The sequence below is a fragment of the Brachybacterium sp. P6-10-X1 genome, assembly GCF_001969445.1.
Classification (GTDB): Bacteria; Actinomycetota; Actinomycetes; order Actinomycetales; family Dermabacteraceae; genus Brachybacterium.
Genome location: NZ_CP017297.1, coordinates 1297543 through 1321544 on the forward strand (window position 1 = coordinate 1297543; position 24002 = coordinate 1321544).

The window sequence follows — 24002 nt, forward strand, 5'->3', positions numbered from 1 at the left end:
ACCCACCATGTCCCTGCTGACACTCTCCCGGGTGCGCTCCCGGGCTCGTGAATCTTCGACCTCCTGGTCGAACGCCGGCCAGCACGAGCAGCTGCAGCGCGACGCGGCGGAATCCCTGTCGAACGTCCTCGCCCTCGCGGTCGCGAAGTCCGGCGCGAACTTCCGGCTCTACGACGCGCTGCGCACTCTCGAAGAGCAGGAGTCGATCTTCTTCGACCGGTACCGGCGCACCGGCTGGGGCTCGAAGCGGAACAGCTCGGACCGCTTCTACCAGGGTTCTGTGTGGCGGAAGGTGAAGGGCGCGAACGCCGCCTCGCGGCGAGCGGGCATTGCCCTCCGGGGGGCGATGCCCCACCGTGGTGCCATGATCATCGATGAGCTGCTCGCCCTCGAGCACCGCGGCTGGAACTCGCTCTGCGACGGCACCGGGGACGACGTCTACGGTCGCCTCCTCACCGCGGACGGCGTCATGGTCCTCGCCCACGGGATGGTGTTCGACCGTGCCACCGTCATCGCGTCCCTGGCCGAGGCACCGCCTTGGCGACGGTACGAGATCCGTGATGCGCGCCTGATCGAGATCGACACGGCCACGGCGATCCTCGTCTACACCGGGATCGCCTTCCGGGACGAGGACGAGCAGCCCTTCCGGGCCCTCATGGCCAGCACGTACACGCGCCGTGACGGTCAGTGGCGGCTCGCCCTCTATCAGCAGACCCCGATCCCCTCCCCGTCCCGGGAGGACGCATGAGCGACGAGGCCGCCGTGCGGCGCCTGGCGACAGCTCTCCCCCGCGTCGCCGAGAAGACCTCCTACGGCACGCCCGCGTTCTACGCGGCCGGGAAGATCTTCGCCCGGATGCACGAGCAGCCCGGTGTGCTGATCTGCTGGCGGGCGGACCTCACCGAGCGCGAGGCGCTGCTGGCCGCGGATCCGCAGCGCTTCTTCACCACGGACCACTACCGCGGGCACGCCAGCGTGCTGGTGCGCCTGGAGAGGGTCGACGAGACCGAGCTGGCCGAGCTGCTGGCCGAGGCCTGGGAGGCGCGGACCGGACAGCGCGCGCCGATGCCGAGGACCGACCCGGACGATTGATCCCCGGCGGGCACGAGCGCCTCATCCCCGCGCCGACGGAGCCCGGGCTCCTGCACCGCGCCGCGTCGCGTGGATCCGGGGAGGTCTCCGCCTGCACCACCCATGGTCAAACGCCCCGCACGGGGATACCGTGAGGAGGCCCAGGTGAGTTCGGGAGGACGCCATGGCACAGTTGCCGGATCGTGCAGACATCGTCGTCATCGGAGCCGGGGTGGTCGGCAATGCCGCCGTCAGCCACCTGGCCGATCTGGGATGGCGCAGCATCGTCCAGATCGACAAGGGACCGCTGCCGGACCCGGGAGGATCCACGGGCCACGCCTCGAACTTCGTCTTCCCCGTCGACCACTCCAAGGAGGTCACCGACCTCACGGTGGACTCCCTGCGCCAGTACGAGGAGCTCGGGGTGCTCTCGCTGTGCGGAGGCATCGAGGTCGCCCGCAGCCCGGAGCGGATGCAGGAGCTGACACGACGGATGACGTCGGCCCGGTCCTGGGGCGTCGAGGCGCACCTGATCTCCCCCGCCGAGATCCAGCAGCTGGTGCCGTACTGCGATGCGAGCCTGCTGATCGGTGGCTTCCACACCCCGACCGGTGCGATCGTCGACCCGATCCGGGCCGGTGAGCTGCTGCGCGAGCGCGCCGAGGCCGCCGGCGCGCTGACCACCTGCGCGGAGACCGAGGTGCTCGATCTGTTGGTCGAGGACGGGCGGATCCGCCGCGTGGTCACCGATGCCGGCGAGATCGAGGCGGAGACCGTGATCATCGCCTGCGGGGTGTGGAGCCCGCGCGTCGCCGCCCTGGCCGGAGCGGCCATCCCCCTGACCCCGGCGGTCCACCAGATGATCGACGTCGGGCCGATCCCGCAGCTGGAGCGGACCGATCAGTGGATCAGCTTCCCGCTGCTGCGCGACATGGACAGCCTGATGTACGAGCGCCAGCGCGGGCCCGACCTCGAGATCGGGTCCTATGCGCACCGACCCCTGCTGCACCACCCCGACGAGATCCCGCCCGTCGGCGACCATCCCGGGCAGGCGACGCCGACCAGCTTCCCCTTCACCGAGGACGACTTCACACTGCAGCTGCAGCAGGCCCAGCAGATGTTCCCCGACCTGCTCACCGATCCCGAGCCGCCCCGCACGGCGGCGCTGAACGGCCTGCTCTCGCTGACCCCCGACGGCGGGGCCGTGGTCGGCGAGATGCCGGAAGTGGCCGGGCTGTGGTCGGCCGCCGCGGTCTGGATCAAGGAGGCAGCCGGGGTCGGGCGGATGCTCGCAGAGCTGATCACCGACGGGACCAGCGAGATCGATCCGCACGGTTCCGACATCGCCCGCTTCGCCCCGGCCCTGCGCACGTCGTCCCACGTGCTCTCCCGCGCCGCCGAGGGCTTCCCGAAGATCTACGGGATCACCCATCCGCGCGAGCAGTGGCTCTCGGACCGCCCCCTGCGCACCAGTCCCTTCCATCCCCGCACCGAGGCGCTGGGCGCGCGGTACTTCGAGGCCGCCGGGTGGGAGCGCCCGCAGTGGTACGAGGCCAATGCCGACCTGCTCGCGGAGTACGGCGACCGGATCGACCAGCGCACGGCCGAGTGGGACCGGCGCTGGTGGTCCCCGATCATCGAGGCCGAGCACCTGGCGATGCGGGACCGGGTCGCGATGGTCGATCTGGGCGCCTTCGCGATCTTCGACGTCCACGGCCCCGCAGCGGTGGACTATCTCGAGCAGCTGGCCGTGGCCCGGATCGACGTGCGCGTCGGCCGGGTGGTCTACACGCCGCTGCTGACCCCGGCGGGCACCTTCCGCTCGGACCTGACGATCGTTCGCCGCGGCGAGGAGGACTTCCGGATCATCACCGGCGGCGCCGAGGGCTCGCGGGACCTGGCCTGGTTCCGCGCCCATCTCCCGCAGGACGGCTCGGTGCAGCTGACCGACGCCACCTCGGCCGTGACCACCCTGGGCCTGTGGGGACCGCGGGCGCGTGATCTGCTGGAACGGATCACCGAACACGATCTGACCTCCGAAGCCTTCGGCTTCGGGACCGCCCAGGACGTGCAGCTGGGCTCGGTGCCCGCCTCCCTGCTGCGGATCTCCTACGTCGGCGAGCTCGGCTGGGAGATCCACCTGCCCACCGAGCATGGCCTGCGCGTCTGGGACATGCTCTGGGGAAACGGCCAGGACCTGGGCCTCATCGCCGCGGGCATCGGTGTCTACGGCACCACCGGACGGCTCGAGAAGGGCTACCGCCTGATGGGCGCCGAGCTGAACGCCGAGTACGACCCCGTGGAGGCCGATCTCGCACTGCCGAAGGTCAAGACGCACGACTTCGTCGGCAAACAGGCCTACCTCGCCGCGCGGGCCGCGGACCCGGCGGCCCATCTGTGCACGCTGGCGGTCGATCCGGTCGTCGAGGACACCGAGCCGCGCTGCATGACCGGCGGCGAACCGGTCCTGACCCCCGAGGGCGATCCGATCCTCGATGCGAAGGGCCGACGCTCCTACGTCGCCTCGACCGGGCCGGCCCCGTCGCTCGGACGCTACCTGCTGATGGCATACCTGCCCCCGCAGCACGCCGCCGAAGGTACGGCGCTGCAGGTCGAGTACCTGGGGCGGCGCCATCCGGTCACCGTGCTGACCGTCGGGCGCACTCCCGCCTTCGACCCGCAGGACCTGCGGATGAAGGGGTGAGGCCCCGGCCGACGGTCCTGCCGTCGACCTCCGCGCCGGCGGACCACCGGCTCAGCCGGTGACGTCGGCGCGGTATCCGAGCCGCTGCGAGATCGTCTCGCTCGCCCGGATCAGCACCTCCGCCACCCCCGGCAGATCGTCGGGAGCCAGGCGGTAGGCGGGACCGGCGACGGAGAGCGCCGCGATGACGCCTCCCTCCGGGCCCCGGATCGGGGAGGCCACAGCGTTCAGCCCCTCCTCGAACTCCTCGACCACGGCGGCCCATCCCCGCTCGCGCGCCTCGTCGAACTGCCGGCGCAGCGCGTCGGCATCGATCACGGTGGCTTCGGTGAACCGTTCCCGCGGCGCCTCCAGCACGGCATCGCGGTCGGTGGCGCTCAGGTGCGCCATGAGCATCTTGCCGCTCGAGGTGGCATGCAGGACGGTGCGGTTCCCGACCCAGTTGTGCAGGGCGACGGTCCGGGTGCCCTGCGCCTGGTGGACGTTGACCGCGGCGCCGTCGCGCAGGACCGCGACGTTGACGGTCTCGCCGAGCTCCTCGGCGAGCGCATCGCACACGGGGGCGGCCTGGGCGGTCAGGTCCAGGCCCGAGCGGGTGGCCGCCGCCAGGCGCAGCACGCCCATCCCGAGCCGGACCTTGCCGGTGGCGCCGTCGCGATCGATGAGGTCATGACCCTCCAGCGCCCCGATCAGGCGGGAGGCGGTGGAGCCGTGGACCTCCAGCTCCCGCGCGACCTCGCCCACGCCTGCCGTGCCGTCGCGGGCGAGGATCTCCAGCACCCGTGCGGCCCTGTCCACCGACTGCACCGAACCATTCGTGACCATCCTCCGATCATACCCGCATAACCACGTGCTTTGCGCATAGCGCAGGCCATTGCGTCATGCGCGCACAGATGGGAGAGTGGAGTACGGACACGACGTTGGAGGCCACGATGACCGTGAACCAGAATCCCCACGTACTGCTCTACCCGCGCATCCGCAAGTCGCCGTTCTTCTACGCCTCCCGGCGTCACGGCGTGCAGATGTACAGCGTGTACAACCACACGTATCACCCCCGGAACTACGGCGATCCGATCGCCGAGTACTGGGCGCTGCTGGAGGGTGTCACCCTCTGGGACGTCGGCGTCGAACGGCAGATCCAGATCTCCGGACCGGACGCCTTCGACTTCACCAACCTGCTGGTCACCCGCGATCTGAGCAAGTGCAAGGTCGGCCAGTGCAAGTACGTGTTCCTCACCGACCAACACGGCGGGATCCTCAACGACCCGGTCCTGCTGCGCCTGGAGGAGAACCGCTTCTGGCTCTCCCTGGCCGACAGCGACATCCTGCTGTGGGCCCGCGGAGTCGCCACCTACGCCGGGATGGACGTCGACATCTCCGAGGTCGACGTCGGCCCGGTGCAGGTCCAGGGCCCCAAGTCCTACGCCGTCATGCGCGACCTGCTGGGCGAGTCGGTGGCGGACATCCGCTACTACTACCTGCACGACTTCACGATCGACGGAATCGACGTGACCGTCTCGCGCACCGGGTACACCGGCGAGATCGGCTACGAGATCTACGTGCACCATGCCTCCCGCGACGCCGCACGGCTGTGGGAGCTGGTCTGGCTGGCCGGACAGCCCCATGGCCTGAAGGTCATCGGGCCGTGCCACATCCGACGCATCGAGGGCGGCATGCTCGCCCACGGCGCCGACATCACCGTCGACACCAACCCGTTCGAGGTCGGGATGGGCTACGACTGGATGGTGGACCTCAACCAGGAGGCGGACTTCGTCGGCAAGGAGGCGCTGCGCCGGATCAAGGAGGAGGGGCCGCGCCGTAAGCTGGTCGGGCTCGAGATCGGCGGGGCGCAGCTGGGCTGCTACAACGACGGCTCCATGATCGACGCCTTCCCCGTCCATCACGACGGGACCGTGGTCGGCCAGGTCACCTCCGCCTGCTGGTCCCCCCGCCTGGAGAAGAACATCGGCTTGGCCCTGGTGCCGACCGAGCTCTCCGACGTGGGGACGGCGTTCACGGTCGACACCGGTGAGCTCGCGGGCACCCTGTTGCCGTACGGCGAGGAGCTGGTCGACGCGGTGGTGGTCCCCAAGCCCTTCATCGATCCGACGAAGGAGCAGCCCAAGGGAGACGTGACCGCACTGGCGGCCGCCGACACCTCGGCCGCACCGGCCCCTGCGGGAGGGTGAGGTGACCGCCGACGCCGACCAGGTCGACTCGGCGGAAGAGAGCGAGGCGCAGTTCGAGGTCCTCCCGCTGCGGGGGATCTCGGACCGCGTCGGCGCCCACCTCCCGCCGGGGACGCGCGTGACCGTGACCGCGTCCCCGGCGCACGGCCTGGAGGCGACGCTGGCGGTGGCGTGCGAGCTCGCGGGCCGGGGCTTCACCGCGGTCCCGCACCTCCCGGCGCGACAGATCCGGGACCCGCAGGAGGTGCGCACGATCCTGGCACGGCTCGACGCCGCCGGGATGGACGAGGTGTTCGTCATCGCCGGTGACGCGCCCCGTGCTGCCGGCGACTTCGACGGCTCGCTGAGCCTGGTCGAGCTCCTCGCCGCCGAGGCGCCCCGACTCGCGATCGGGGTGGGCGCGCACCCGGAGGGCCACCCCTTCGTCGACGAGCAGGAGGCGATGCGGCTGCTGCGCGCGAAGGCGGAGCACGCCTCCCATCTCGTGACCCAGATGTGCTTCGAGGCGGCCCCGCTGCTGGCCTGGGTGCGCGGCCTCCGCGAAGCCGGCATCACGGTGCCCGTGCGCCCGGGCGTCGCCGCTGCCGTGGGCACGGCGAGGCTGCTGCGGATCGGGGCGCGGATCGGGGTGGGTCGCTCGCTGCGGATGCTCGGTGGCGAAGGCTCGGGGGTGCGGCGGCTCGTCGGCCCCGGGTCCTGGGACCCCGGGCCCCTCCTGGACGAGCTCGATCAGGCACGTGAGGAGCCGGGGCTCGCGCTGGCCGGACCGCATGTGTACACGTTCAACGACCTGGAGGCTGCGGCCCGCTGGCGCGCGGACGCGTGAGAAATGGTCGATGACGGACCGGGGGTGTGTCGAAGGCGTGGCCCGGCCCGATCGACGGCCGGATCGCGGGCGGGGCCAGGACGTTCCGCTCTCCCTCAGAGAGATCTGGCATCGTCGAGGGCCCGGATCTCTCCTCGAAGGGCAGCACCTGATGGATGATGACGACTCGGTCCAGGCCGACACATCGCAGCGCATGAGCTCGCTGGTGCGCGCCCGGCAGGAGCAGCTGACCCGGCCGGGCACCGACCCCGAGCAGCTGGCCGCGCAGATGAAGCAGGTCCACGAGGAGTTCACTCGGCTGCGGATGTACTACCAGTTCGGCATCGACGAGGTGCAGACCAAGGTGAACATCCTGCGCCAGGAGTTCGAGCAGATCCACGACTACTCCCCCATCGAGCACGTCCGCTCCCGGCTCAAGTCCACCGAGAGCCTCGTCGAGAAGGCCGTGCGCACCGGAGGCGATATGACGATCCCGGCGATCCGGGAACGGGTCCACGACATCGCCGGGGTGCGCATCACCTGCAGTTTCGTCTCCGACGTGTACTGGATCGCAGACATGCTGCGCCGGCAGCCGGATCTCGAGGTGCTCACCACCAAGGACTACATCACCGCCCCGAAGCCCCACGGGTACCGTTCGCTGCACCTGATCGTGCAGGTGCCGGTGTTCCTCTCCGAGCACACCGAGAAGGTCCCCGTCGAGCTGCAGCTGCGCACCATCGCGATGGACTTCTGGGCCAGCACCGAGCACAAGCTGAGCTACAAGTACCGCCGCAACCTGCCCGCGGACCTGCGGGCGGAGCTCGATGACGCCGCCCAGGTCGCGGCGGACCTCGATGCGCGCATGGAGCGGCTGCGGGCGGAGATCCGCCCGATGTCCGACCCGGAGCGGCCCGCGCGCCCATAATGAGGCCATGAGCAACTCGAGGAAGCGTGTCCTGATCACCGGTGCCACAGGTGGCATCGGCGCCCGGCTGGCTGACGCATTGCGCGAGGAGTACGACCTCGTCCTCCACGGTCGCACCGCGGACAAGGCACCGCCGGGCGTCGAGCTGAAGCTCGCGGAGCTGGGCGAGTACGAGCAGGTGCGGGCGCTGATGGACGGCGTCGACACCGTGGTGCACCTGGCCGGTGCGGCGTCCCCCGAGTCCCCGTGGGAGGCGGTGCTGGAGGCGAACCTCATCGGGCAGCGCAATGTGCTCGAGGCCGCCCGTGACGCCGGGGTCCGACGGGTCGTGCTCGCCTCCTCGAACCACACGATGGGCATGTACGACCGGTACGAGCAGTGGCCGGTCTACCCGGACCAGATCCAGCGGGCGGATTCCCTCTACGGCGTCTCGAAGATCTTCGGGGAAGCTCTCGGGCGCTACTACCACGACGAGCACGGCCTGGACGTGATCGCGCTGCGCATCGGCTGGGTCGCCGAGGACCCGCTCGCGACCGAGGAGGACGTGCTGCGGGCCATGTGGCTCAGCCCCGCCGACTGCACCCGGGTGGTGCGTCGCGCCATCGAGGCGGAGGTGCGCTTCGGCCTGTTCTACGCCATCTCGAACAACCCCAACCGCCGCTGGTCGCTGACCAACACGACGCTCGAGCTGGGATATCGCCCGCAGGACTCCTGGACGGATCTGCCCGGCGCCGAGGAGCACGTGGTCGAGGGCGGAGCCGACGTGCGCGACTCCTGGCCCCTGGGATCGTGAGCGCCGCGGCGCGCACGGTGCGGGTGCTGGTCGCCCTCGCCGTGCTCGCCGCCCTGGTCCACGACGTGGTCGTCGCCGCCCGGGACGGTCTGTTGGCCCAGGACATCTCCTACTTCACCAACCAGTCGAGCCTGGCATTCGTCCTGCTCGTCGCCGGGACCCTGCTGCTCGGGCGGAAGCGGCCGCCCTGGCTGGAGGACGTGCGCGGCGCCGTCACGTTCTACCTGGCGATGACGGGGATCGTCTACGCCCTGCTGATCGCGCCGCCGGCCGAGCTGCTGCGCTGGGACATCGGCTGGACCGGGATCGTGCTGCATCGCCTCGCCCCCGTGGTCGCGGTCGCCGACTGGCTGCTCACGCCGCGGCGACGGCACGCTCCCGCCCGCCGGATCCTGCTGTGGCAGCTCTACCCCATCGCCTATCTCGTGCTGACCTGGGTGCGTGGCGCGATCACCGGCTGGTACCCCTACGACTTCCTGGATCCGACGGTCTCCTCCTGGCCGCAGGTCCTCCTGGTCACGGCCATCGTGCTGGTGGCCTTCTTCACCGTGGCCTCGTTGCTGCACCTCGGCGGCGGGCGGCTGCGGGCGGAGCCGTCGAGGCGGGAGATCCCCGAGCGCACCGTGGCGTGAGGCCTCCGGGCGCGTCCGGGTCAATCGTGTCAGTCGTGCCCCTCGGCGATCAGCGCCTCCATCTGCGCCACGGCCGCCTGGTCCCCGACGATCTCCACCTTCTCGCTCCGCCCGGAGAGATGGTCGAGGGCCTGTCCCCGTCCCCAGGCCCACAGGTCCAGGGCGAGCGGCGCCCCGGACACGTCGGCGCGCGGCAGGCCATCGGTCTCGTCCTCGTCCGTCACGAGCCGGCCGACGGGGGCGTCGAACTCCCGCCCGTCGCGGGGCCGGGTCCCGGACCAGCGGCTGATCAGCAGCCGCCGGGGCTGCCCGGCCTCGGCCGTGATCTCGGCGACGGCGACCGGGGCGATCTCGGCCCACTCCGGGATCCACTCGACGGCGGCGGGCCACATGACTCGCAGCACGTGATCGAGTCCGGCATGGGCGACCTGCGGGGCGATCGGGGTCACCCTTCTGCCGGCGGCGAGCTCGGCGTCGACGCGGTGGATGGTCGCCTCGTGGGTCTGCATCCGCCGGATGACGGAGACGGTCTGCTCCGCCGAGTACCAGAACCAGGCCGGTTCCTCGTCCTCGTGCGCGTCGAACTGCTCCAGGAGCGCTTCGGTCGCCGCGACCCGCCGCGCCAGCAGCTCCTCGAACCGCTCGGGTCTGGGCGCCGCGGACTCCTCGAGCTTCTCGGCCTCCTCCTCACGGGTGACGCCGTGGGCGAGGACCGCGCCCCAGAACTCGTGGACCTCGGTGAGATGCCACAGCAGATCGGCCGCGGTCCAGTCCGGGCAGGTGGGGACCTTCTGCTCGGGTCGGTGGTGGTGAGGGCGGCGGCGAGGAGGTCCGCTTCCTCGCGGATCACGGAGACGGCATCGATGCTCATCCTCCCATCGAAGCACTCCCGCCCGACGGACGGAAGCCTCGCCCCGTCCGAACGGTCCATCCGTTGCCCCCGGGACCAGGGCGGCCTAGCGTCGGGACGGAGCAGACGCCCGCTCCGATCTGCCCTCCGGTCCCGGCCCCGCGATCCGGTCGGGCTCGGCCTGCACCGCCTGAACACGGCAGGCTCCGACGACGGCTGGGAGGCCCCGATGCGCACCGTCCCGTTCGACAGCACTCTCGCGTTCCTGCGCGAGGGATATCCGTTCATCGCCTCGCGGTGCGATGCCGCCGGCGCCGATCTGCTGACCACGCGCCTGGCGCTGCAGCCGGTCACCCTCCTCCGCGGCGGCGAGGCGGCGCGGGTCTTCTACGACGGCCGGCACCTCGCCCGGCAGGGCGCGATGCCGGCCTTCGTCCAGCACCTGCTGCAGGACGAGGGTTCCGTCCAGAGCCTCGACGATGCGGCGCATCGCCGCCGCAAGCGGGTCTTCCTGTCGTTGCTGGGGCCCGAGGCGATGGATCGCCTGGGGGCCCTGTACGAGGCCGAGTGGGACCGTGCGCTGGCGAGGCTGCACGGCAGCGGCCGGGTGCGACTCGCCCACCTCAGCCGGATCGTGCTCGCACGGATGGCGCTGCGCTGGTGCGGGATCGCGCTGGAGACGGTCGACGTCCCCCGTCTGACGACGGAGCTGAGCCTGATGATCGACCAGGTGGCCCGCCCCGGACCTCCGAACTGGTACGCCCGATGGCGTCGGCGAGGGACCGAGCGCTGGGCCGCCGGTCTCGTCGAGCAGGTGCGGGCCGGGGACCTGACGCCGCCGCCCGGGTCGCCGCTGGCCGTTCTGGCCACCCACACCGAGGACGGGGCACTGCTTCCTCCCCAGGTCGCGGCCGTGGAGATCATGAATCTTCTGCGGCCCCTGCTGGCCGTCTCCCGATTCATCGAGTTCGCCGCCGTCGCCCTGCTCCGGCACCCGCAGTGGCGGGACGCCTTCGCCGCGGGGGACGAGCGCGACCTCGAACCGTTCGTGCAGGAGGTGCGGCGCTTCTTCCCGTTCTTCCCCGCAGTGCCGGGCCGGGTCCGCGCTCCCTTCCGGCTCCACGGTCATGCCTTCCGCGTCGGCGACCGGGTGGTCCTGGACCTGTACGGCACCTGCCACGACCGACGCACGTTCCCCGACCCGGACAGCTTCCGTCCGGAGCGCTTCCGGGGCTGGTCCTGGCAGGAGGACCCCTTCACGCTGATCGCCCAGGGTGCCGGGTACCACGAGGAGGACCACCGGTGCCCGGGCGAGGGGAGCACGGTCGCTCTGCTCGAGCGGGCGGTGCGCCTGCTCAGCCGCAGCGAACTCACGGCGCCCCCGCAGGATCTGTCGATCCCCCTGGGTCGCTTCCCGGCCTCACCCCGCAGCGGAGTCGTGCTCGCCGGGTTCTGAGAGCCCCGGTGGTCACGGGGTCCCCACGGCGCAGGGGCGCGCCGGACCCGGACGGCGCTCAGCGCGTCCAGTGCTCCCGGATCTCCGCGGAGTCGGCGAGATCGGCCTGCCGGTCCCCGACTAGCAGCTCCCGGACGGCGCGCGCGTGCTCCGGTCGCTCGTCGGCCACGGCGTCCTCGACGATCGTGGCGCGGATGTTGTTCGCGTAGGCGTCCCGTGCGGTCTGGGCGATGCAGGCATGCGTCGAGACCCCCGCGATGACGACCCGTCCCACGGCGAGGTTGTGCATCCGCAGCAGCAGGTCGGTGCCGAACCAGGCGCTGTCGCGGGTCTTCTCGAGCCGGGTCATGCCCGTGGCATCGAGCTCGGCGATGATCTCGGTCGCCGGGTCGCCGTGGAAGAGGAAGCCCTGATCGTCCTCGAGCATGGACAGCGTCCAGGTGGAGCGGTCGCGGCTGTGCTCGGTGGAGATCAGGAAGATCGGCACGTCTGCGCGGCGCGCCGCCCCGGCGAGCGAGTCGACGGCGGCGACGACCGCGGTGCGCGCCTCGGCGAGCGCGGGGCCGTCGAAGAACGCCTCCTGCAGATCGATCAGCAGCAGGGCATCGGAGGGTCGCGAGGTCACGGCGTCGGCATGCCCCCGTTGACGTGCAGGGTCTCCCCGAGCACGTAGCTGGACTCCGGCGAGGTGAGGAAGACGTAGGCCGGGGCCAGCTCGGTGGGCTGGCCGGCGCGGCCCAGCGGCGTGTTCTTGCCGAAGTGGGGCAGCGCCTCCTTCGGCTGGCCGTCGGAGACCTGCAGCGGGGTCCAGATCGGTCCGGGGGCCACGGCGTTCACCCGGATCCCCTTCGGAGCGAGCTGCTGGGCGATGCCCTTGGAGAAGTTGTTGATCGCGGCCTTGGTGGAGGCGTAGTCGATCAGAGTGGTCGAGGGCTCGTAGGCCTGGACCGACGTGGAATTCACGATCGTGGAGCCGGCCGAGAGATGCGTCAGCGCCGCCCTGGTGATCCGGTACATCGCGTGGATGTTGACCTCGTAGGTGGTCATCCACTGCTCCTCCTCGAGCTCCTCGAGGCTCTCGACGGCGATCTGCCGACCGGCGTTGTTCACCAGTGCGTCGAGCCCTCCCAGCTGGGCGACCGCGTCCTCGACGAGCTGTCGGCAGACGTCGGCGTCGACGAGGTCGCCGGGCAGCAGGACCGCCCTGCGCCCGGTCTGCTCGATCACCCCGGCCACGTGCTCGGCGTCCTCCTGCTCCTGCGGGAGGTAGTTCATCGCGACGTCGGCGCCCTCGCGGGCGAAGGCGATCGCGACCGCGGCACCGATCCCCGAGTCGGCCCCGGTGATCAGAGCCTTGCGGCCCTCGAGCCTGCCGGTGCCGCGGTAGGAGTCCTCGCCGCGGTCCGTGCCGGGGATCAGCTCCGCATCGAGGCCGGGCTCGCTCTGGTCCTGCCGCGGCGGAGTGATGTCGGGGAAACGGGTCACGGGGTCGACGAGGGTGAGCTGGTCTGCGGGTGCCATGGGTTCTCTCCTGAGTGGTCGGATCGGGGGCCGGGGTCGGGTCCGGCCGCGCCCCGCACGGAGGGTGCGGTGCGGTCAGTCGGTCGGGGTGGGGGCGATCGTCGGGTCGAGGACGACCTTGATGCAGCCGTCGTGCTTCTTCTGGAACAGGTCGTACCCGACGGCGGCCTCTTCGAGGGGCAGTCGGTGGGTGACGAGGTCGCCGACGCCGAGGGGGTCGGCGGGGTCCTCGACCAGCGGCAGCAGTTCGTCGGTCCAGCGGCGCACGTTGCACTGGCCCATCCGCAGCTGCAGCTGCTTGTCGAACATGGTCAGCAGCGGCATCGGGCTGGCGGCTCCCCCGTAGACCCCGGCGAGGGAGACGGTGCCCCCGCGGCGGACCAGATCGAGGGCGGTGTGCAGCGCCGCGAGCCGGTCCACGCCGGCATGTTCCATGAACGGTCGGGCGATCGCATCGGGCAGCTTGCCGGCGAGGCTCTGCGCGAGTCCGCCGACGGGACTGCCCTCGGCCTCCATCCCGACGGCGTCGAGGACGGCGTCCGGGCCCCGCCCCTGCGTCGCCTCCCGGATCTCACCGACGGACTTCTCCGACAGGTCGAACACCTCGATGCCGTGGCGTTCGGCCAGGGTGCGGCGCTCCGGCACCGGGTCGATGCCGAACACCCGCGCCCCCAGATGCCGCCCGATGCGGGCGCTGAACTGGCCGACCGGGCCGAGGCCCAGCACCGCCAGGGTGCGGTGCCGGGGGACGCCCGCGTACTGCACGGCCTGCCAGGCGGTGGGGAGGATGTCGCTGAGGAAGAGGTAGTTCTCGTCCGGGAGTTCGACGCCGACCTTCATCAGCCCGTAGTCGGCGTGCGGCACGCGCAGGTATTCGGCCTGCCCGCCGGGAACCTGCCCGTAGAGCTTGGAATAGCCCAGCAGCGCAGCGCCCGTCCCGAACTCCGTCACCTGCGTGGTCTCGCACTGGGACGGCAACGCCTGCTCGCACATCGCGCAGTGGCCGCAGGAGATGGTGAAGGGGACGACGACGCGGTCGCCGGGTCGCACGTGGGTGACGCCCGCCCCGACCTCCTCGACGATGCCCATGGGTTCGTGGCCGATGACGTCGCCCGGGGTCATGAACGGGCCGAGCACCTCGTACAGATGGAGATCGGATCCGCAGATCGCGGTGGAGGTCACCCGGATCACGGCGTCGGTGGGCTGTTGGATGATCGGTTCGGGGACGCCCTCGACGCTCACGCGTTCGGTGCCCTGCCAGGTCACTGCTCTCATGGTCCCGCCTCCTCCAGGTGGTCCCGTGCGGCGTTCTTCCACGGTAGGGTCCCGCGGCGCTCACGTCTGCAGGGTCGACCGGAAGGTCTGCATCGGGGGGAGCTCGTCGACCGGGGCGATCACGATGTCGTGGACCTTCCAGTCCAGCTCGTCGATTCGGTCGCGCAACGTCACGACGTCCTCGGCCGGCGGCCGCGCTCCCCCGTGGGGAACGACGAAGACTTCGACGTGGAAGACATGTCCCTCGTCGCGGACTCGGGCGGAGGCCTCCCGCACCCAGCTCGTCTGCTCGGCGCGCTGCTCGATCCGGAGGGTGAGCGGGTGCGGCTCCGCGTCGTCGTAGGTGCGGGCCTCCGCGTCGGTGAGGCCTCGGATCGAGCTGCGCAGGTTCTTGAGTCCGTCACGCAGGATCGAGACCGAGACGATGAGGGCGGCGACGCCGTCCGCCCACCACAGGCCTACCCCGACCCCCAGCACGCCGGCGATCGTCGCGACCGCCGTGGTCCAGTCGGCCTTGTTCATGTCGGCGTCGGCGAACAGCACCTTGTCGTGCAGCTGTTCGGAGAGCGTCAGCTTCTTGTGGCCGAGGATCACGGGTCCGATGCTGGTGACCACCATGACGAGGATCATCAGCCATCCTGCCCAGACGGTGTGGCCGGCGATCACCGTGAGCCCGATCGGCGGTCGCTCGACCTTCACCAGCCCGATGACGGAATCGATGGACAGGTAGCCGCCCATCGTGAGCAGGGCGAGTGCTGCGACCAGGTGCGCCACGCCGATCGAGCGGTGGAACCCGTACGGGTGCTGCCGGTCTGGGGACTTCCGGATGCGCCGCGTGGCGACCAGGAAGGCGAGGGGCGGCAGCAGGGAGAGCATGTCCTCGGCCCACGCCGCCCGCATCGCCTGGGACTGGCCCGCGACCAGGGCGACCAGCGCGACCGTGGCCGCCATCCACCCCAGCGTGATCCATTCGAGGCGGATCGCACGGCGCAGCACCGCTCGCTGCCGCTCGCCCAAGGCGTCATCGCCCGACCCGGTCGCCTCTTCGCCGCCGTCGCCCTTCTCCGCAATCACAGGTCTCCGACCTCCTCGGCGAGGAAGCGCTCGAGGTCCACCTGGAGCGCGTTCTCGCCCGGCGTCACCCCCATCACGATCTTCACGGGGGATCCGTCCGGCCCAGTCGTGGTCGTGTATGGGCGGGTGAGGGAGATTTTCGAGGTCCAGGGAGCATCCGAGGCCAGTCCGCCGATCACGACATCGAGATCGCCGGCCTTCATCATGGCGGCCAGGGTGTTCTCCCCGGCCGGGGTCCACTCGATCTCGGCGTCGATGCTCGCGGCGTACTCCTGGATCAGTTCGACCTCGCTGCCGCTGACGGTTCCGTCCTCGGCGACCTCGGTGAAGGGGGCGTTCTCGCTGATGCCGACGCGCAGGACGCCGCCGGTCGCGCGGTCCAGGGTGCCCTGGGCGTCGGCCGGGAAGTGCCCCTGGCACCCCGTGGCGAGGAGGGTCAGCAGCGCCAGCGCAGCGATGGCGATGCTCCGCGCCGTCCGTCGGCCGACCATGCGAGCGCCTCCGTCCTGGCCCGCAAGATCGTGCGGATCCGTTCCGTCCGTTGACCGTATGTGACCTGCTGCGGGGACGGAACATCGCGGACCGATCGGACGGCGGCGCCGCCGATGCAGATCCGGCCCAGCTCTCCCGGCTACCGTGCACGTCGTCCCCACCCCCTCGAGAGAAGAGCCCGATGCCTGCCTCGACCACGCTGACCGCCACCGCCCTCCAGGCCGGATACCCCGGGGAGCCGGTGCTGACCGGCGTGGACCTGACGCTCCGTGCCGGCGCGGCCCCGCTGGGTCTGCTCGGCCCCTCCGGGGCGGGCAAGACCACCCTGGTCCGGGTGCTCCGCGGAGTGCTGAAGCCCAGCGCCGGACAGGTCACGCTCGATGGTCGCAGTGTGCACCGCCTGCGCGGCAAGGATCGCCGTGCCTTCACCGCCGCGGTGCGCTTCGTCTCCCAGTACGCGATGACCATCTCCGATCCCCAGGAGACGGTCTCCTCCCGGCTGACGCTGGCCGCGAAGGAGGCCCGCAAGGGCGGGCGCACCCATGCCGTCTCCCCCACCGAGATGCTCGCGACGGTGGGCCTCGGCGAGCAGTACCTGACTCGTCGGATGCGCACCCTCTCCGGCGGCGAGACGCAGCGGGTCGCGCTGGCCACCGCCCTCGCCACGCGGCCGGAGATCCTGGTGCTGGACGAGCCGCTGACAGCGGTGGATCCCGGTATGCGCGGGGAGATCTCCGCGACCCTGCGGGAGATCATCGAGCGCCTGGGCATCGGCGTGCTGATCGCGTCGCACGACCTCGAACTGGTCCAGCGCATGTGCCCGCAGGTGGCCTTCCTGGGCCAGGGTCGGATCCTCGCGCAGGGCACCGTCGCCGAGGTGCTCGCCCGCACCGAGCACGAGGAGATCCGCGAACTCGCCGAGAACGCCGCGGAGGCCGTGCAGCGGTTCCGCTGATCGCAGGCGACGTCCGGCGGGCCTCCGTGCACGACGTCCCCACGACATAAGATGCAAGGGTCATGCGCACCGGCGACCCATGGATCGGGCGGCATGCGCTGTGATCGCGTCCATGGCAGAGAGGGGACGTCGTGGGATCTCGCACGGGCGATGGTCTGGGGCAGCGTTCTTCGCACAACGAGGGAGAGGCGATCGGCGAGGATCCGCTCGCCGTCGAGCTGGCCGATCTCGCACAGGACCTGTATGACCGCTCTGCGGACGAGCTGCTCGAGGCGATGGTCCGCGCCGCTGTGCAGATGATCCCCGGCGCCGAGGAGGGGTCCATCAGCGTGGTCCTGGGCCGGAAGGACTTGACGTCGCAGGCCCCGACGAGCGAACTGCCGAGCAAGGTCGATGCGATCCAGATGGACGAAGGCGAGGGCCCCTGCCTCTCCGCGGTCTACGAGGAGACGACGGTACGGATCCCGGACATGAACACCGAGCAGCGCTGGCCGGCCTTCTCGCGGCGCGCCGCCGAGGAGACGGGTGTCCGCGCGATGCTGGCGTTCCAGCTGTTCGTCGAAGGGGAGAACCTCGGCGCCCTGAACCTCTACTCCAGCAGGCCCGATGTGTTCACCGACGAATCCGAACACATCGGTCTGCTGGTGGCCGCGCACGCTGCTGTGGCCTTCGCGGAGGCGCGCGAGGTCACGCAACTCCATGAAGCGATCGCGAGCCGGGATCTCATCGGGCAGGCGAAGGGCATTCTGATGGAGCGCTACAAGGTCACCGCGACCCAAGCCTTCTACCTGCTCTCCGAGATCAGCAGCCGGACCAACACGAAACTGACCGCGGTGGCAGAGCACCTCGTCACGAGCGGGGAGCTGCGGACCCCGCGGGACTGAGCCGCGGACCGCTCGGAAGGCCACTGAACCGTCAAGTTCTTTCGCGCTCGCGCTGCTCGGCCGAGCATGGCGCCACGATGATGGAGACGACCGTGCCGCACGGCGACACCGCAGGCACAGACGCTTTTCCCGTCGACAGCATCCCGGCCGTGCTCGCCTGTGCTCTGCACCGTGCCGTCCTCGCGCGCGGGCGGCTGCGGCACCGATCCGCCTTCCAGGACGATCCACTCGGCGACCGCCCTTGTTGGGCCCCTGCCCCGGGCATAGCCTGCGGAACACGAGGGACGGACGGTACGGGCATACATCTCCCCCACCGCCCACGCGCAGCGCGAAGGCATGCACGACCACCCGACCACGGACACGGCCGATGCCGTCGTCGTGGGGCGCGGAGACGGCGGGGCACGATGACCCGATGACCGGCGCAGGCCGGACGGTCGGTCCACGGCTTCGATGTCGTTCCGCGCCGAGGAACTGTTCGCGAGGATGTCGCCGATCGTGCCGTGCGAGGCACCGCAATCGAGGAGGACACGACATGGCAGACACATCAGTGGCCCGCTTCCTGCTGAGCCGGCTCATGGACTGGGACATCGACAAGGTGTTCGCCTTCCCCGGCGACGGGATCAACGGCATCGTCGCGTCCTGGTCGGACGCGGACCCCGCCGAGGTCCCGAAGTTCATCCAGTCCCGTCACGAGGAGATGAGCGCGTTCGAAGCCGTCGGCCATGCCAAGTTCACCGGACGGACCAGCGTGTGCATGGCCACCTCGGGGCCCGGGGCGGTGCACCTGCTCAACGGACTCTACGACGCCAAGCTCGACCACGTTCCCGTCGTCGCCATCGTGGGGCAGACCAACACGACGGCGATCGGCGGTTCCTACCAGCAGGAGATCGACCTGCAGAACCTGTTCAAGGACGTGGCGGGCGACTACGTCCATACTGTGATGGCCCCGGAGCAGCTGCCCAATGTCCTCGACCGGGCTTTCCGGGTCGCCGAGGCACGACGCGCCCCGACGGCCGTGATCATCCCCCTGGACGTGCAGGAGGCCGAATACCGCGCGCCGACCCATTCGTTCAAGATGGTCCCCTCCAGTCTGGGGACCGACTTCCCGCAGGATCCGATCCCGTCCGACGCCGCCATCGATCGCGCCGCGGACGTGCTGAACAGCGGCAGCAAGGTGGCCGTTCTGGCCGGCGCCGGCGCTCGGTCTGCAGCCACCGAGCTGCAACAGGTGGCGGACCTCCTGGGGGCCGGCGTCGCCAAGGCGCTCCTGGGCAAGGACGTCCTCTCAGACGAGCTGCCGTACGTCACCGGCGCGATCGGCCTGCTCGGGACCCGCCCGAGCTGGGAGATGATGCGTGATTGCGACACCTTGCTGACGATCGGCTCCAGCTTCCCGTACTCGCAGTTCCTGCCGGAGTTCGACCAGGCTCGCGCCGTGCAGATCGATATCGACGGCACCATGATCGGGATGCGCTACCCCTATGAGGTCAACCTGATCGGGGACTCCGGCAGCGTCCTGCGAGCTCTTCTCCCCAAGCTCGAGCGGAAGACGGACCGCAGCTGGCGCGAGACCATCGAGCACAACGTCGCCCGGTGGTGGGAGGTGATGGCCGACGAGGCGATGGTCGACTCGGACCCGATCAATCCTCTGCGCGTCTTCGCGGAGCTGTCCCCGCGCCTGCCCGCGGACGTGATGCTGTCCGCCGATTCGGGGTCGGCGGCCAACTGGTACGCCCGCCAGCTGAAGGTGCGCGATGGCATGCGCGGTTCGCTGTCCGGCACGCTCGCGACAATGGGCCCCGGAATGCCGTACGCCATCGGAGCCAAGTTCGGTCACCCGGATCGGCCCATGATCGCCCTGGTCGGCGACGGGGCCATGCAGATGAACGGGATGGCCGAGCTGATCACGATCAAGCGGTACTGGGAGGAGTGGGAGGACCCGCGGCTGATCGTCGCCGTGCTCCACAACAACGATCTCAACCAGGTCACCTGGGAGATCCGCGCCACGGAGGGTTCACCGAACTTCCTCGAGTCCCAGCGATTGCCCGAGGTCTCCTACGCCGATTTCGCCGACAGCATCGGACTGCGAGGCATCACCGTCACCCGGCCCGAGGACATCGGGGCGGCGTGGGACGATGCCCTGGCGGCTGACCGACCTGTCGTTCTCGATGTCCATGTGGACCCGGACATTCCCCCGATCCCCCCGCACGCGACCTTCCAGCAGGCGAAGGACACGGCCAAGTCCGTGCTGAAGGGCGATGAGAGCGCCCTCGGCATCATCGCCCAGGGGGTGAAGACGAAGGCGCAGGAATTCCGCCCTCAGAGCACGAAGGACTCCTGAACAGCGGGCGATGGCCGGCGACTCGACGTTCCAGGCCTCCCAATTCATTCCCGACGTCCCGTACGCCGAGTACGCGAAACTGCTGGGGTTGCATGGCGTGTATTGCGACGATTCGACGAAGGTGGCCGGTGCCTGGGAGGAGGCGCTCGCCTCCGACCGACCCGTGGTCCTGGAGTTCAAGGTCGACAAGGAGATTCCGCCCCTCCCACCGCGCATCAAGACGATCCAGGCGAAGAAGGCCGCGAAAGCGATGGCCAAGGGCGATCCCGAGACCAAGGGCGTCATCGCCCACGGGATGCGGCAGAAGCTCACCGAGTTCTACGAGAAGCTCTCGAGCAACCGGTGAGCGCAGTCCGCACCTCTCATGCTGCCGCCTCTGCTCGAGCCCTTGATATGGCTGCGGGAGACCGCTCCCGCCTCCGTCGCCCGCTCGTCACGTCGGTCGGCATCTTCGCTGTCCTGACCTTCGGAAGGTGAATCGTCCATGTCCCTCGATGTCATCCAGATCCCCACGCCCCCGCCCCGGCGATCCCCCGGCCTCGACACCCGAGCCCTGGAGCACGACCTGAGCACCGAGGTGGACGGAGAGGTCCGCTTCGACCCCGGCAGCCGCGGAAGCTATGCCACCGACGCCTCCAACTACCGGCAGGTGCCGATCGGGGTCGTCGTGCCCCGCAGCGTCGAGGCCGGTGCCGCGGCGATCGACGTGTGCGCTCGGCACGGTGCGCCCGTGCTGCCCCGCGGGGGCGGGACCAGCCTCGGCGGGCAGTGCACCAACGTCGCCGTGGTCATCGATTGGACGAAGTACTGCAATCGGTTGATCTCGGTCGATGCCGAGGCGCAGACGTGCCTGGTGGAGCCGGGCATCGTCCTGGACGAGCTGAATGCGCAGCTGGCGCCGTACGGCCTGGAGTTCGGCCCCCGGCCCTCCACCCACAGCCACTGCGCACTGGGCGGCATGCTCGGCAACAACGCGTGCGGTGCCACCGCGCAGCGTTCCGGCAAGACGGACGAGAACGTCGTCGCTCTGGAGATCCTCACCCACGCCGGGACGCGCTGGTGGGCCGGGCCCACCAGCGACGAGGAGCTCGAGGGCGTCCGCGCGCGGCGGGCCGGAGTCCGACATCCTGAGCGGCCTGCGCGATGTCGCCGACCACTACGGCGACCTGGTCCGTGCTCGCTTCCCGGACATCCCGCGCCGCGTCTCCGGCTACAACCTCAATGCGCTGCTGCCGGAGTCGTCCTTCGACATCGCACGCCTGATCGTGGGCAGCGAGGGGACGCTGGCGACCATCCTGCGGGCGGAGCTGAAGCTCATGCCCACGGTGAAGCAGAAGTCGATGGTCGTCCTCGGCTACGACGACATCACCGAGGCGGCTGACGCCGTGCCGACGATCCTCCAGCACTCCGATCCGATCGTGCTCGAAGGCGTCGACAGCCAGCTCATCTATTTCGAGGCCGCCGAGCACATCGGCGAGGAGGCCCGGGCTCTGCTGCCCGAGGGCGCCGGGTGGCTCCTCGTGCAGTTCGGCGGCGAGAGCTCCGAGGAAGCCGACCGACGGATCGACGAGCTGCTCGAGGCTCTCGGTCGCACCGAGCACGATGCCAAGGTCAACTTCTCCGACGACCCGGCCAAGGAGGACCAGATGTGGAAGGCCCGAGAGGCCGGTCTCGGTGCCACCGCCCGCCCACCGGGCATGTCCGATACCTGGCCGGGGTGGGAGGACTCCGCCGTACCGCCGGAGCGGCTCGGGGACTACCTGCGGGACCTCAGAGAGCTCTTCCACGAGTTCGACCTCGGTGATCCATCGCTGTACGGGCACTTCGGGCAGGGGTGCGTGCACACCCGGATCCCCTTCGACGTCGTCACCGCCGAGGGCGTGGCGGGGTTCCGTCGCTTCCTCGAACGAGCCGCCGACCTCGTGGCCTCCTACGACGGCTCGCTGTCCGGGGAGCACGGCGACGGCCAGGCCCGCGGCGAGCTGCTCGAGCGAATGTTCGGCCCCGAGATCGTCGAGGCCTTCGGCGAGGTCAAGGCTCTTTTCGACCCCCGGAACCTGATGAACCCCGGGAAGGTCGTGATGCCGAACCGGCTGGATGAGGATCTGCGTCTGGGAACCGACTGGGACCCCACCCCGTATCGCACGATGTTCCAGTACCCGGCCGACGACGGAAGCTTCACGCGGGCCACGATGCGATGCGTCGGCATCGGCAACTGCCGCAGCCAGGAGGGCGGGGTGATGTGCCCGTCCTACATGGTGACCAAGGAGGAGGAGCACTCCACCCGAGGCCGCGCACGGCTGCTCTTCGAGATGCTCAGTCCGCACGAGGACTCCCCCATCAAGGACGGCTGGCGCTCCACGGAGGTGCGCGACGCCCTGGACCTCTGCCTCTCCTGCAAGGGCTGCAAGACGGACTGTCCCGTCAACGTCGACATGGCGACCTACAAGGCCGAGTTCCTGCACCACCACTACAAGGGCAGGATCCGCCCCGCCGCGCACTACTCCATGGGGTGGCTGCCCCTGCTGGCACGTCTCGCCTCGCGTGTTCCACGACTGGTCAACCGTGCCCTCAGCGCGCCGGGCCTGTCCACGATCGGCAAGCGGGCCGCCGGCATCGCTGTCGAGCGGGACGCCCCCGACTTCGCCGACCGGACCCTGGCCGCCTGGTGGGCGGATCGCACTGCCGGCCGGACCGAGCCGGACCCGCGCGCCGCGACCACGGTCGTGGTGTGGCCCGACACCTTCACCAACCGCTTCGAGCCGCACATCGGCCGGGCAGCCGTGGCCCTGCTGGAATCCGCGGGGTTCGACGTGGTGATCCCGGAGGCGTCCGTGTGCTGCGGTCTGACCTGGATCTCGACCGGCCAGCTCTCCGTGGCCCAGAGAGTCTTCCGCCACACCCTGCGCGTGCTGCTCCCGTGGCTGGAAGCGGGCACCCCGATCATCGGCCTGGAGCCCTCCTGCACCGCGGTCTTCCGCACGGACATGCCGGAGATGCTTCCCGACGACAAGCTGGTCGAACGGCTCTCCGGCCAGACGCGCACCATGGCCGAGTTCCTCCTCGAACGCGCGCCAGAGGACTGGGAGCCACCTCAGGTGCGTCGCAAAGCGCTCGTGCAGACCCACTGCCACCAGCACGCCGTCATGGGCTTCGACGCCGATCTCGAGCTGATGCGACGCGCCGGGATCGACGCCGAGGTCCCTGACTCCGGCTGCTGCGGCCTCGCCGGGAACTTCGGCTTCGAGAACGGTCACTACGACGTGTCGATGGCGTGCGCCGAGCGAGTACTGCTGCCGGCTGTGCGCGAGGCATCATCCGATACCCTGGTCATCGCGGACGGCTTCAGCTGCCGCACGCAGATCGCGCAGGGCGACACCCACCGGACGGCCGTCCACCTCGCCGAGGTGCTGGCCCTCAGCCTGGAGGAGCAGGCGACCGTATAGTCCCTTCATCGATTCGTTCAGCACCCGGCCGCTCGGCCACCCGTGTGACCGGGGCATGCACGTCATGGGAACCGATCCCAGCCCACCCTGGATGCCCGTGGGCGGGAGGAGACACAGCGATGCCGAGACGAGCGGCCGGACCGGCCCCGGAGCTGGGCCTCTACGTCCGCGAACTGCGTCTGTCGCTGCGGAACAACTCCGGCGCGTTCGGCTACTCGGTCATGATCACGAGCACCATGGCCATGCTCACCAGCATCGAAGGAAGTCCGCGGCCTGCTCACATCATCCTGTTCCTGCTGGCCGCCGTCGCGAGCTTCGCCCTGATCGAAGTCATCGCCCCCCGCGCCTTCACACGCTCCCTGGAGGGCGAGACCACCACGGTCATCGCCCTGGGGTCCTCGTTGAACCTGCTCTCGATCGCGGCTGCCGTCGGCCTGGCCGCCCTCCTCGGCGTGCTGCTCCCGACACCCCTGTCGTGGCTGTTCGCCTCCTTCACCGCATCGGTGACCTACCTGCTGGGCACCGCGGTGGAGATGGCGATCGCGCGGCGCATCGAGGAGAAGCGTCATGTCGATTGACCCGCCCGCGG

At 70.3% G+C, this 24002-nt stretch carries 23 protein-coding genes; 16 read left to right on the forward strand and 7 right to left on the reverse strand.

Features of this window, described 5'->3' with window-relative positions; genetic code table 11:
* Window positions 1-7 precede the first annotated feature (7 nt).
* The 3 genes from BH708_RS20280 (at window position 8) to BH708_RS05925 (ending at window position 3775) form a co-directional block, all read left to right on the forward strand.
* Window positions 8-748: a nuclear transport factor 2 family protein gene (locus tag BH708_RS20280; protein ID WP_253705490.1), complete on the forward strand. Its 741-nt coding sequence runs from the start codon at window positions 8-10 to the stop codon at window positions 746-748.
* Window positions 745-1092 (forward strand): MmcQ/YjbR family DNA-binding protein, encoded by a 348-nt coding sequence (locus BH708_RS05920; RefSeq protein ID WP_076807358.1) that lies wholly within the window; start codon window positions 745-747, stop codon window positions 1090-1092. Before BH708_RS20280 ends, BH708_RS05920 begins: the two co-directional genes overlap by 4 nt.
* 163 nt (window positions 1093-1255) lie before the next feature.
* On the forward strand, window positions 1256-3775 hold the full coding sequence (locus BH708_RS05925; RefSeq protein WP_076807360.1) for an FAD-dependent oxidoreductase: 2520 nt from the start codon (window positions 1256-1258) through the stop codon (window positions 3773-3775).
* 51 nt (window positions 3776-3826) lie between these two features.
* On the opposite strand, the gene BH708_RS05930 is transcribed toward BH708_RS05925, so the two are convergent.
* Window positions 3827-4600 (reverse strand): IclR family transcriptional regulator, encoded by a 774-nt coding sequence (locus BH708_RS05930; protein ID WP_076807361.1) that lies wholly within the window; start codon window positions 4598-4600, stop codon window positions 3827-3829.
* Window positions 4601-4707: 107 nt separating this feature from the next.
* On the opposite strand from BH708_RS05930, the gene BH708_RS05935 reads away from it, so the two are divergent.
* The 5 genes from BH708_RS05935 to BH708_RS05955 all read left to right on the forward strand — a co-directional run bounded on the left by BH708_RS05935 (window position 4708) and on the right by BH708_RS05955 (window position 9119).
* Complete coding sequence (locus BH708_RS05935) at window positions 4708-5964, forward strand: glycine cleavage T C-terminal barrel domain-containing protein (protein ID WP_076807363.1); 1257 nt, start codon at window positions 4708-4710, stop codon at window positions 5962-5964.
* Window position 5965: 1 nt separating this feature from the next.
* Window positions 5966-6790, forward strand: coding sequence for a methylenetetrahydrofolate reductase (locus tag BH708_RS05940; RefSeq protein ID WP_076807365.1), 825 nt, complete (start codon window positions 5966-5968; stop codon window positions 6788-6790).
* Between the two features lie 151 nt (window positions 6791-6941).
* Entirely contained in the window at window positions 6942-7694 is a 753-nt protein-coding gene (locus tag BH708_RS05945; protein WP_083713318.1) for a GTP pyrophosphokinase family protein, read from the forward strand.
* 7 nt (window positions 7695-7701) lie between these two features.
* A complete protein-coding gene (locus BH708_RS05950) occupies window positions 7702-8487 on the forward strand; it encodes an NAD(P)-dependent oxidoreductase (RefSeq protein WP_076807367.1) in 786 nt (261 codons plus the stop codon).
* Window positions 8484-9119, forward strand: coding sequence for a Pr6Pr family membrane protein (locus BH708_RS05955; RefSeq protein WP_076807368.1), 636 nt, complete (start codon window positions 8484-8486; stop codon window positions 9117-9119). The genes BH708_RS05950 and BH708_RS05955 overlap by 4 nt, the downstream gene beginning before the upstream one ends.
* Before the next feature lie 29 nt (window positions 9120-9148).
* Here the strand turns inward: BH708_RS05955 and BH708_RS05960 are convergent, their stop codons facing one another.
* Window positions 9149-10006 carry a maleylpyruvate isomerase N-terminal domain-containing protein gene (locus tag BH708_RS05960; protein WP_253705491.1) on the reverse strand — a complete coding sequence of 286 codons (858 nt, stop codon included), beginning with the start codon at window positions 10004-10006 and terminating at the stop codon, window positions 9149-9151.
* Window positions 10007-10198: 192 nt separating this feature from the next.
* Here BH708_RS05960 and BH708_RS05965 point away from each other — a divergent pair, with 192 nt between their 5' ends.
* Window positions 10199-11425 (forward strand): cytochrome P450, encoded by a 1227-nt coding sequence (locus BH708_RS05965; protein ID WP_076807370.1) that lies wholly within the window; start codon window positions 10199-10201, stop codon window positions 11423-11425.
* A 58-nt stretch (window positions 11426-11483) separates the two neighbouring features.
* Here the strand turns inward: BH708_RS05965 and BH708_RS05970 are convergent, their stop codons facing one another.
* The 5 genes from BH708_RS05970 to BH708_RS05990 form a co-directional block, all read right to left on the reverse strand.
* Entirely contained in the window at window positions 11484-12050 is a 567-nt protein-coding gene (locus tag BH708_RS05970; RefSeq protein ID WP_076807372.1) for a cysteine hydrolase family protein, read from the reverse strand.
* Window positions 12047-12946 (reverse strand): SDR family oxidoreductase, encoded by a 900-nt coding sequence (locus tag BH708_RS05975; protein WP_076807374.1) that lies wholly within the window; start codon window positions 12944-12946, stop codon window positions 12047-12049. The genes BH708_RS05970 and BH708_RS05975 overlap by 4 nt, the downstream gene beginning before the upstream one ends.
* Window positions 12947-13021: 75 nt before the next feature.
* The gene (locus BH708_RS05980) at window positions 13022-14221 is read right to left on the reverse strand and encodes an alcohol dehydrogenase catalytic domain-containing protein (RefSeq protein WP_076807376.1); all 1200 of its coding nucleotides are present in this window, start codon (window positions 14219-14221) and stop codon (window positions 13022-13024) included.
* Window positions 14222-14281: 60 nt separating this feature from the next.
* Complete coding sequence (locus tag BH708_RS05985; protein WP_172805745.1) at window positions 14282-15295, reverse strand: cation transporter; 1014 nt, start codon at window positions 15293-15295, stop codon at window positions 14282-14284.
* On the reverse strand, window positions 15292-15786 hold the full coding sequence (locus BH708_RS05990; RefSeq protein ID WP_076807378.1) for an ABC transporter substrate-binding protein: 495 nt from the start codon (window positions 15784-15786) through the stop codon (window positions 15292-15294). The genes BH708_RS05985 and BH708_RS05990 overlap by 4 nt, the downstream gene beginning before the upstream one ends.
* Window positions 15787-15968: 182 nt before the next feature.
* Between BH708_RS05990 and BH708_RS05995 the strand changes: the two genes are divergently transcribed.
* From BH708_RS05995 to BH708_RS06020, 7 genes are all read left to right on the forward strand, one after another.
* Window positions 15969-16742 carry an ABC transporter ATP-binding protein gene (locus tag BH708_RS05995; RefSeq protein WP_076807381.1) on the forward strand — a complete coding sequence of 258 codons (774 nt, stop codon included), beginning with the start codon at window positions 15969-15971 and terminating at the stop codon, window positions 16740-16742.
* 131 nt (window positions 16743-16873) lie between these two features.
* Window positions 16874-17626, forward strand: coding sequence for a GAF and ANTAR domain-containing protein (locus BH708_RS06000; protein ID WP_253705492.1), 753 nt, complete (start codon window positions 16874-16876; stop codon window positions 17624-17626).
* 532 nt (window positions 17627-18158) lie between these two features.
* Window positions 18159-19967, forward strand: coding sequence for a thiamine pyrophosphate-requiring protein (locus BH708_RS06005; RefSeq protein WP_076807383.1), 1809 nt, complete (start codon window positions 18159-18161; stop codon window positions 19965-19967).
* 10 nt (window positions 19968-19977) lie between these two features.
* Entirely contained in the window at window positions 19978-20313 is a 336-nt protein-coding gene (locus tag BH708_RS06010) for a hypothetical protein (protein ID WP_076807385.1), read from the forward strand.
* Between the two features lie 138 nt (window positions 20314-20451).
* A complete protein-coding gene (locus BH708_RS20110; protein ID WP_216639505.1) occupies window positions 20452-21348 on the forward strand; it encodes an FAD-binding oxidoreductase in 897 nt (298 codons plus the stop codon).
* Window positions 21284-23413 carry an FAD-binding and (Fe-S)-binding domain-containing protein gene (locus BH708_RS06015; protein ID WP_216639506.1) on the forward strand — a complete coding sequence of 710 codons (2130 nt, stop codon included), beginning with the start codon at window positions 21284-21286 and terminating at the stop codon, window positions 23411-23413. Before BH708_RS20110 ends, BH708_RS06015 begins: the two co-directional genes overlap by 65 nt.
* Before the next feature lie 119 nt (window positions 23414-23532).
* Window positions 23533-23991, forward strand: a complete 459-nt coding sequence (locus BH708_RS06020) for a hypothetical protein (RefSeq protein WP_076807386.1) — start codon at window positions 23533-23535, stop codon at window positions 23989-23991.
* Window positions 23992-24002 lie beyond the last annotated feature (11 nt).

Coding starts and splice junctions, on each gene's coding strand:
- BH708_RS20280 (WP_253705490.1), top strand. CDS start 8: ATGTCCCTGCTGACACTCTCCCGGGTGCGCTCCCGGGCTCGTGAATCT.
- BH708_RS05920 (WP_076807358.1), top strand. CDS start 745: ATGAGCGACGAGGCCGCCGTGCGGCGCCTGGCGACAGCTCTCCCCCGC.
- BH708_RS05925 (WP_076807360.1), top strand. CDS start 1,256: ATGGCACAGTTGCCGGATCGTGCAGACATCGTCGTCATCGGAGCCGGG.
- BH708_RS05930 (WP_076807361.1), bottom strand. CDS start 4,600: ATGGTCACGAATGGTTCGGTGCAGTCGGTGGACAGGGCCGCACGGGTG.
- BH708_RS05935 (WP_076807363.1), top strand. CDS start 4,708: ATGACCGTGAACCAGAATCCCCACGTACTGCTCTACCCGCGCATCCGC.
- BH708_RS05945 (WP_083713318.1), top strand. CDS start 6,942: ATGGATGATGACGACTCGGTCCAGGCCGACACATCGCAGCGCATGAGC.
- BH708_RS05950 (WP_076807367.1), top strand. CDS start 7,702: ATGAGCAACTCGAGGAAGCGTGTCCTGATCACCGGTGCCACAGGTGGC.
- BH708_RS05965 (WP_076807370.1), top strand. CDS start 10,199: ATGCGCACCGTCCCGTTCGACAGCACTCTCGCGTTCCTGCGCGAGGGA.
- BH708_RS05975 (WP_076807374.1), bottom strand. CDS start 12,946: ATGGCACCCGCAGACCAGCTCACCCTCGTCGACCCCGTGACCCGTTTC.
- BH708_RS05980 (WP_076807376.1), bottom strand. CDS start 14,221: ATGAGAGCAGTGACCTGGCAGGGCACCGAACGCGTGAGCGTCGAGGGC.
- BH708_RS05990 (WP_076807378.1), bottom strand. CDS start 15,786: ATGGTCGGCCGACGGACGGCGCGGAGCATCGCCATCGCTGCGCTGGCG.
- BH708_RS05995 (WP_076807381.1), top strand. CDS start 15,969: ATGCCTGCCTCGACCACGCTGACCGCCACCGCCCTCCAGGCCGGATAC.
- BH708_RS06005 (WP_076807383.1), top strand. CDS start 18,159: ATGGCAGACACATCAGTGGCCCGCTTCCTGCTGAGCCGGCTCATGGAC.
- BH708_RS06010 (WP_076807385.1), top strand. CDS start 19,978: ATGGCCGGCGACTCGACGTTCCAGGCCTCCCAATTCATTCCCGACGTC.
- BH708_RS20110 (WP_216639505.1), top strand. CDS start 20,452: ATGTCCCTCGATGTCATCCAGATCCCCACGCCCCCGCCCCGGCGATCC.
- BH708_RS06015 (WP_216639506.1), top strand. CDS start 21,284: ATGCCCACGGTGAAGCAGAAGTCGATGGTCGTCCTCGGCTACGACGAC.
- BH708_RS06020 (WP_076807386.1), top strand. CDS start 23,533: ATGCCGAGACGAGCGGCCGGACCGGCCCCGGAGCTGGGCCTCTACGTC.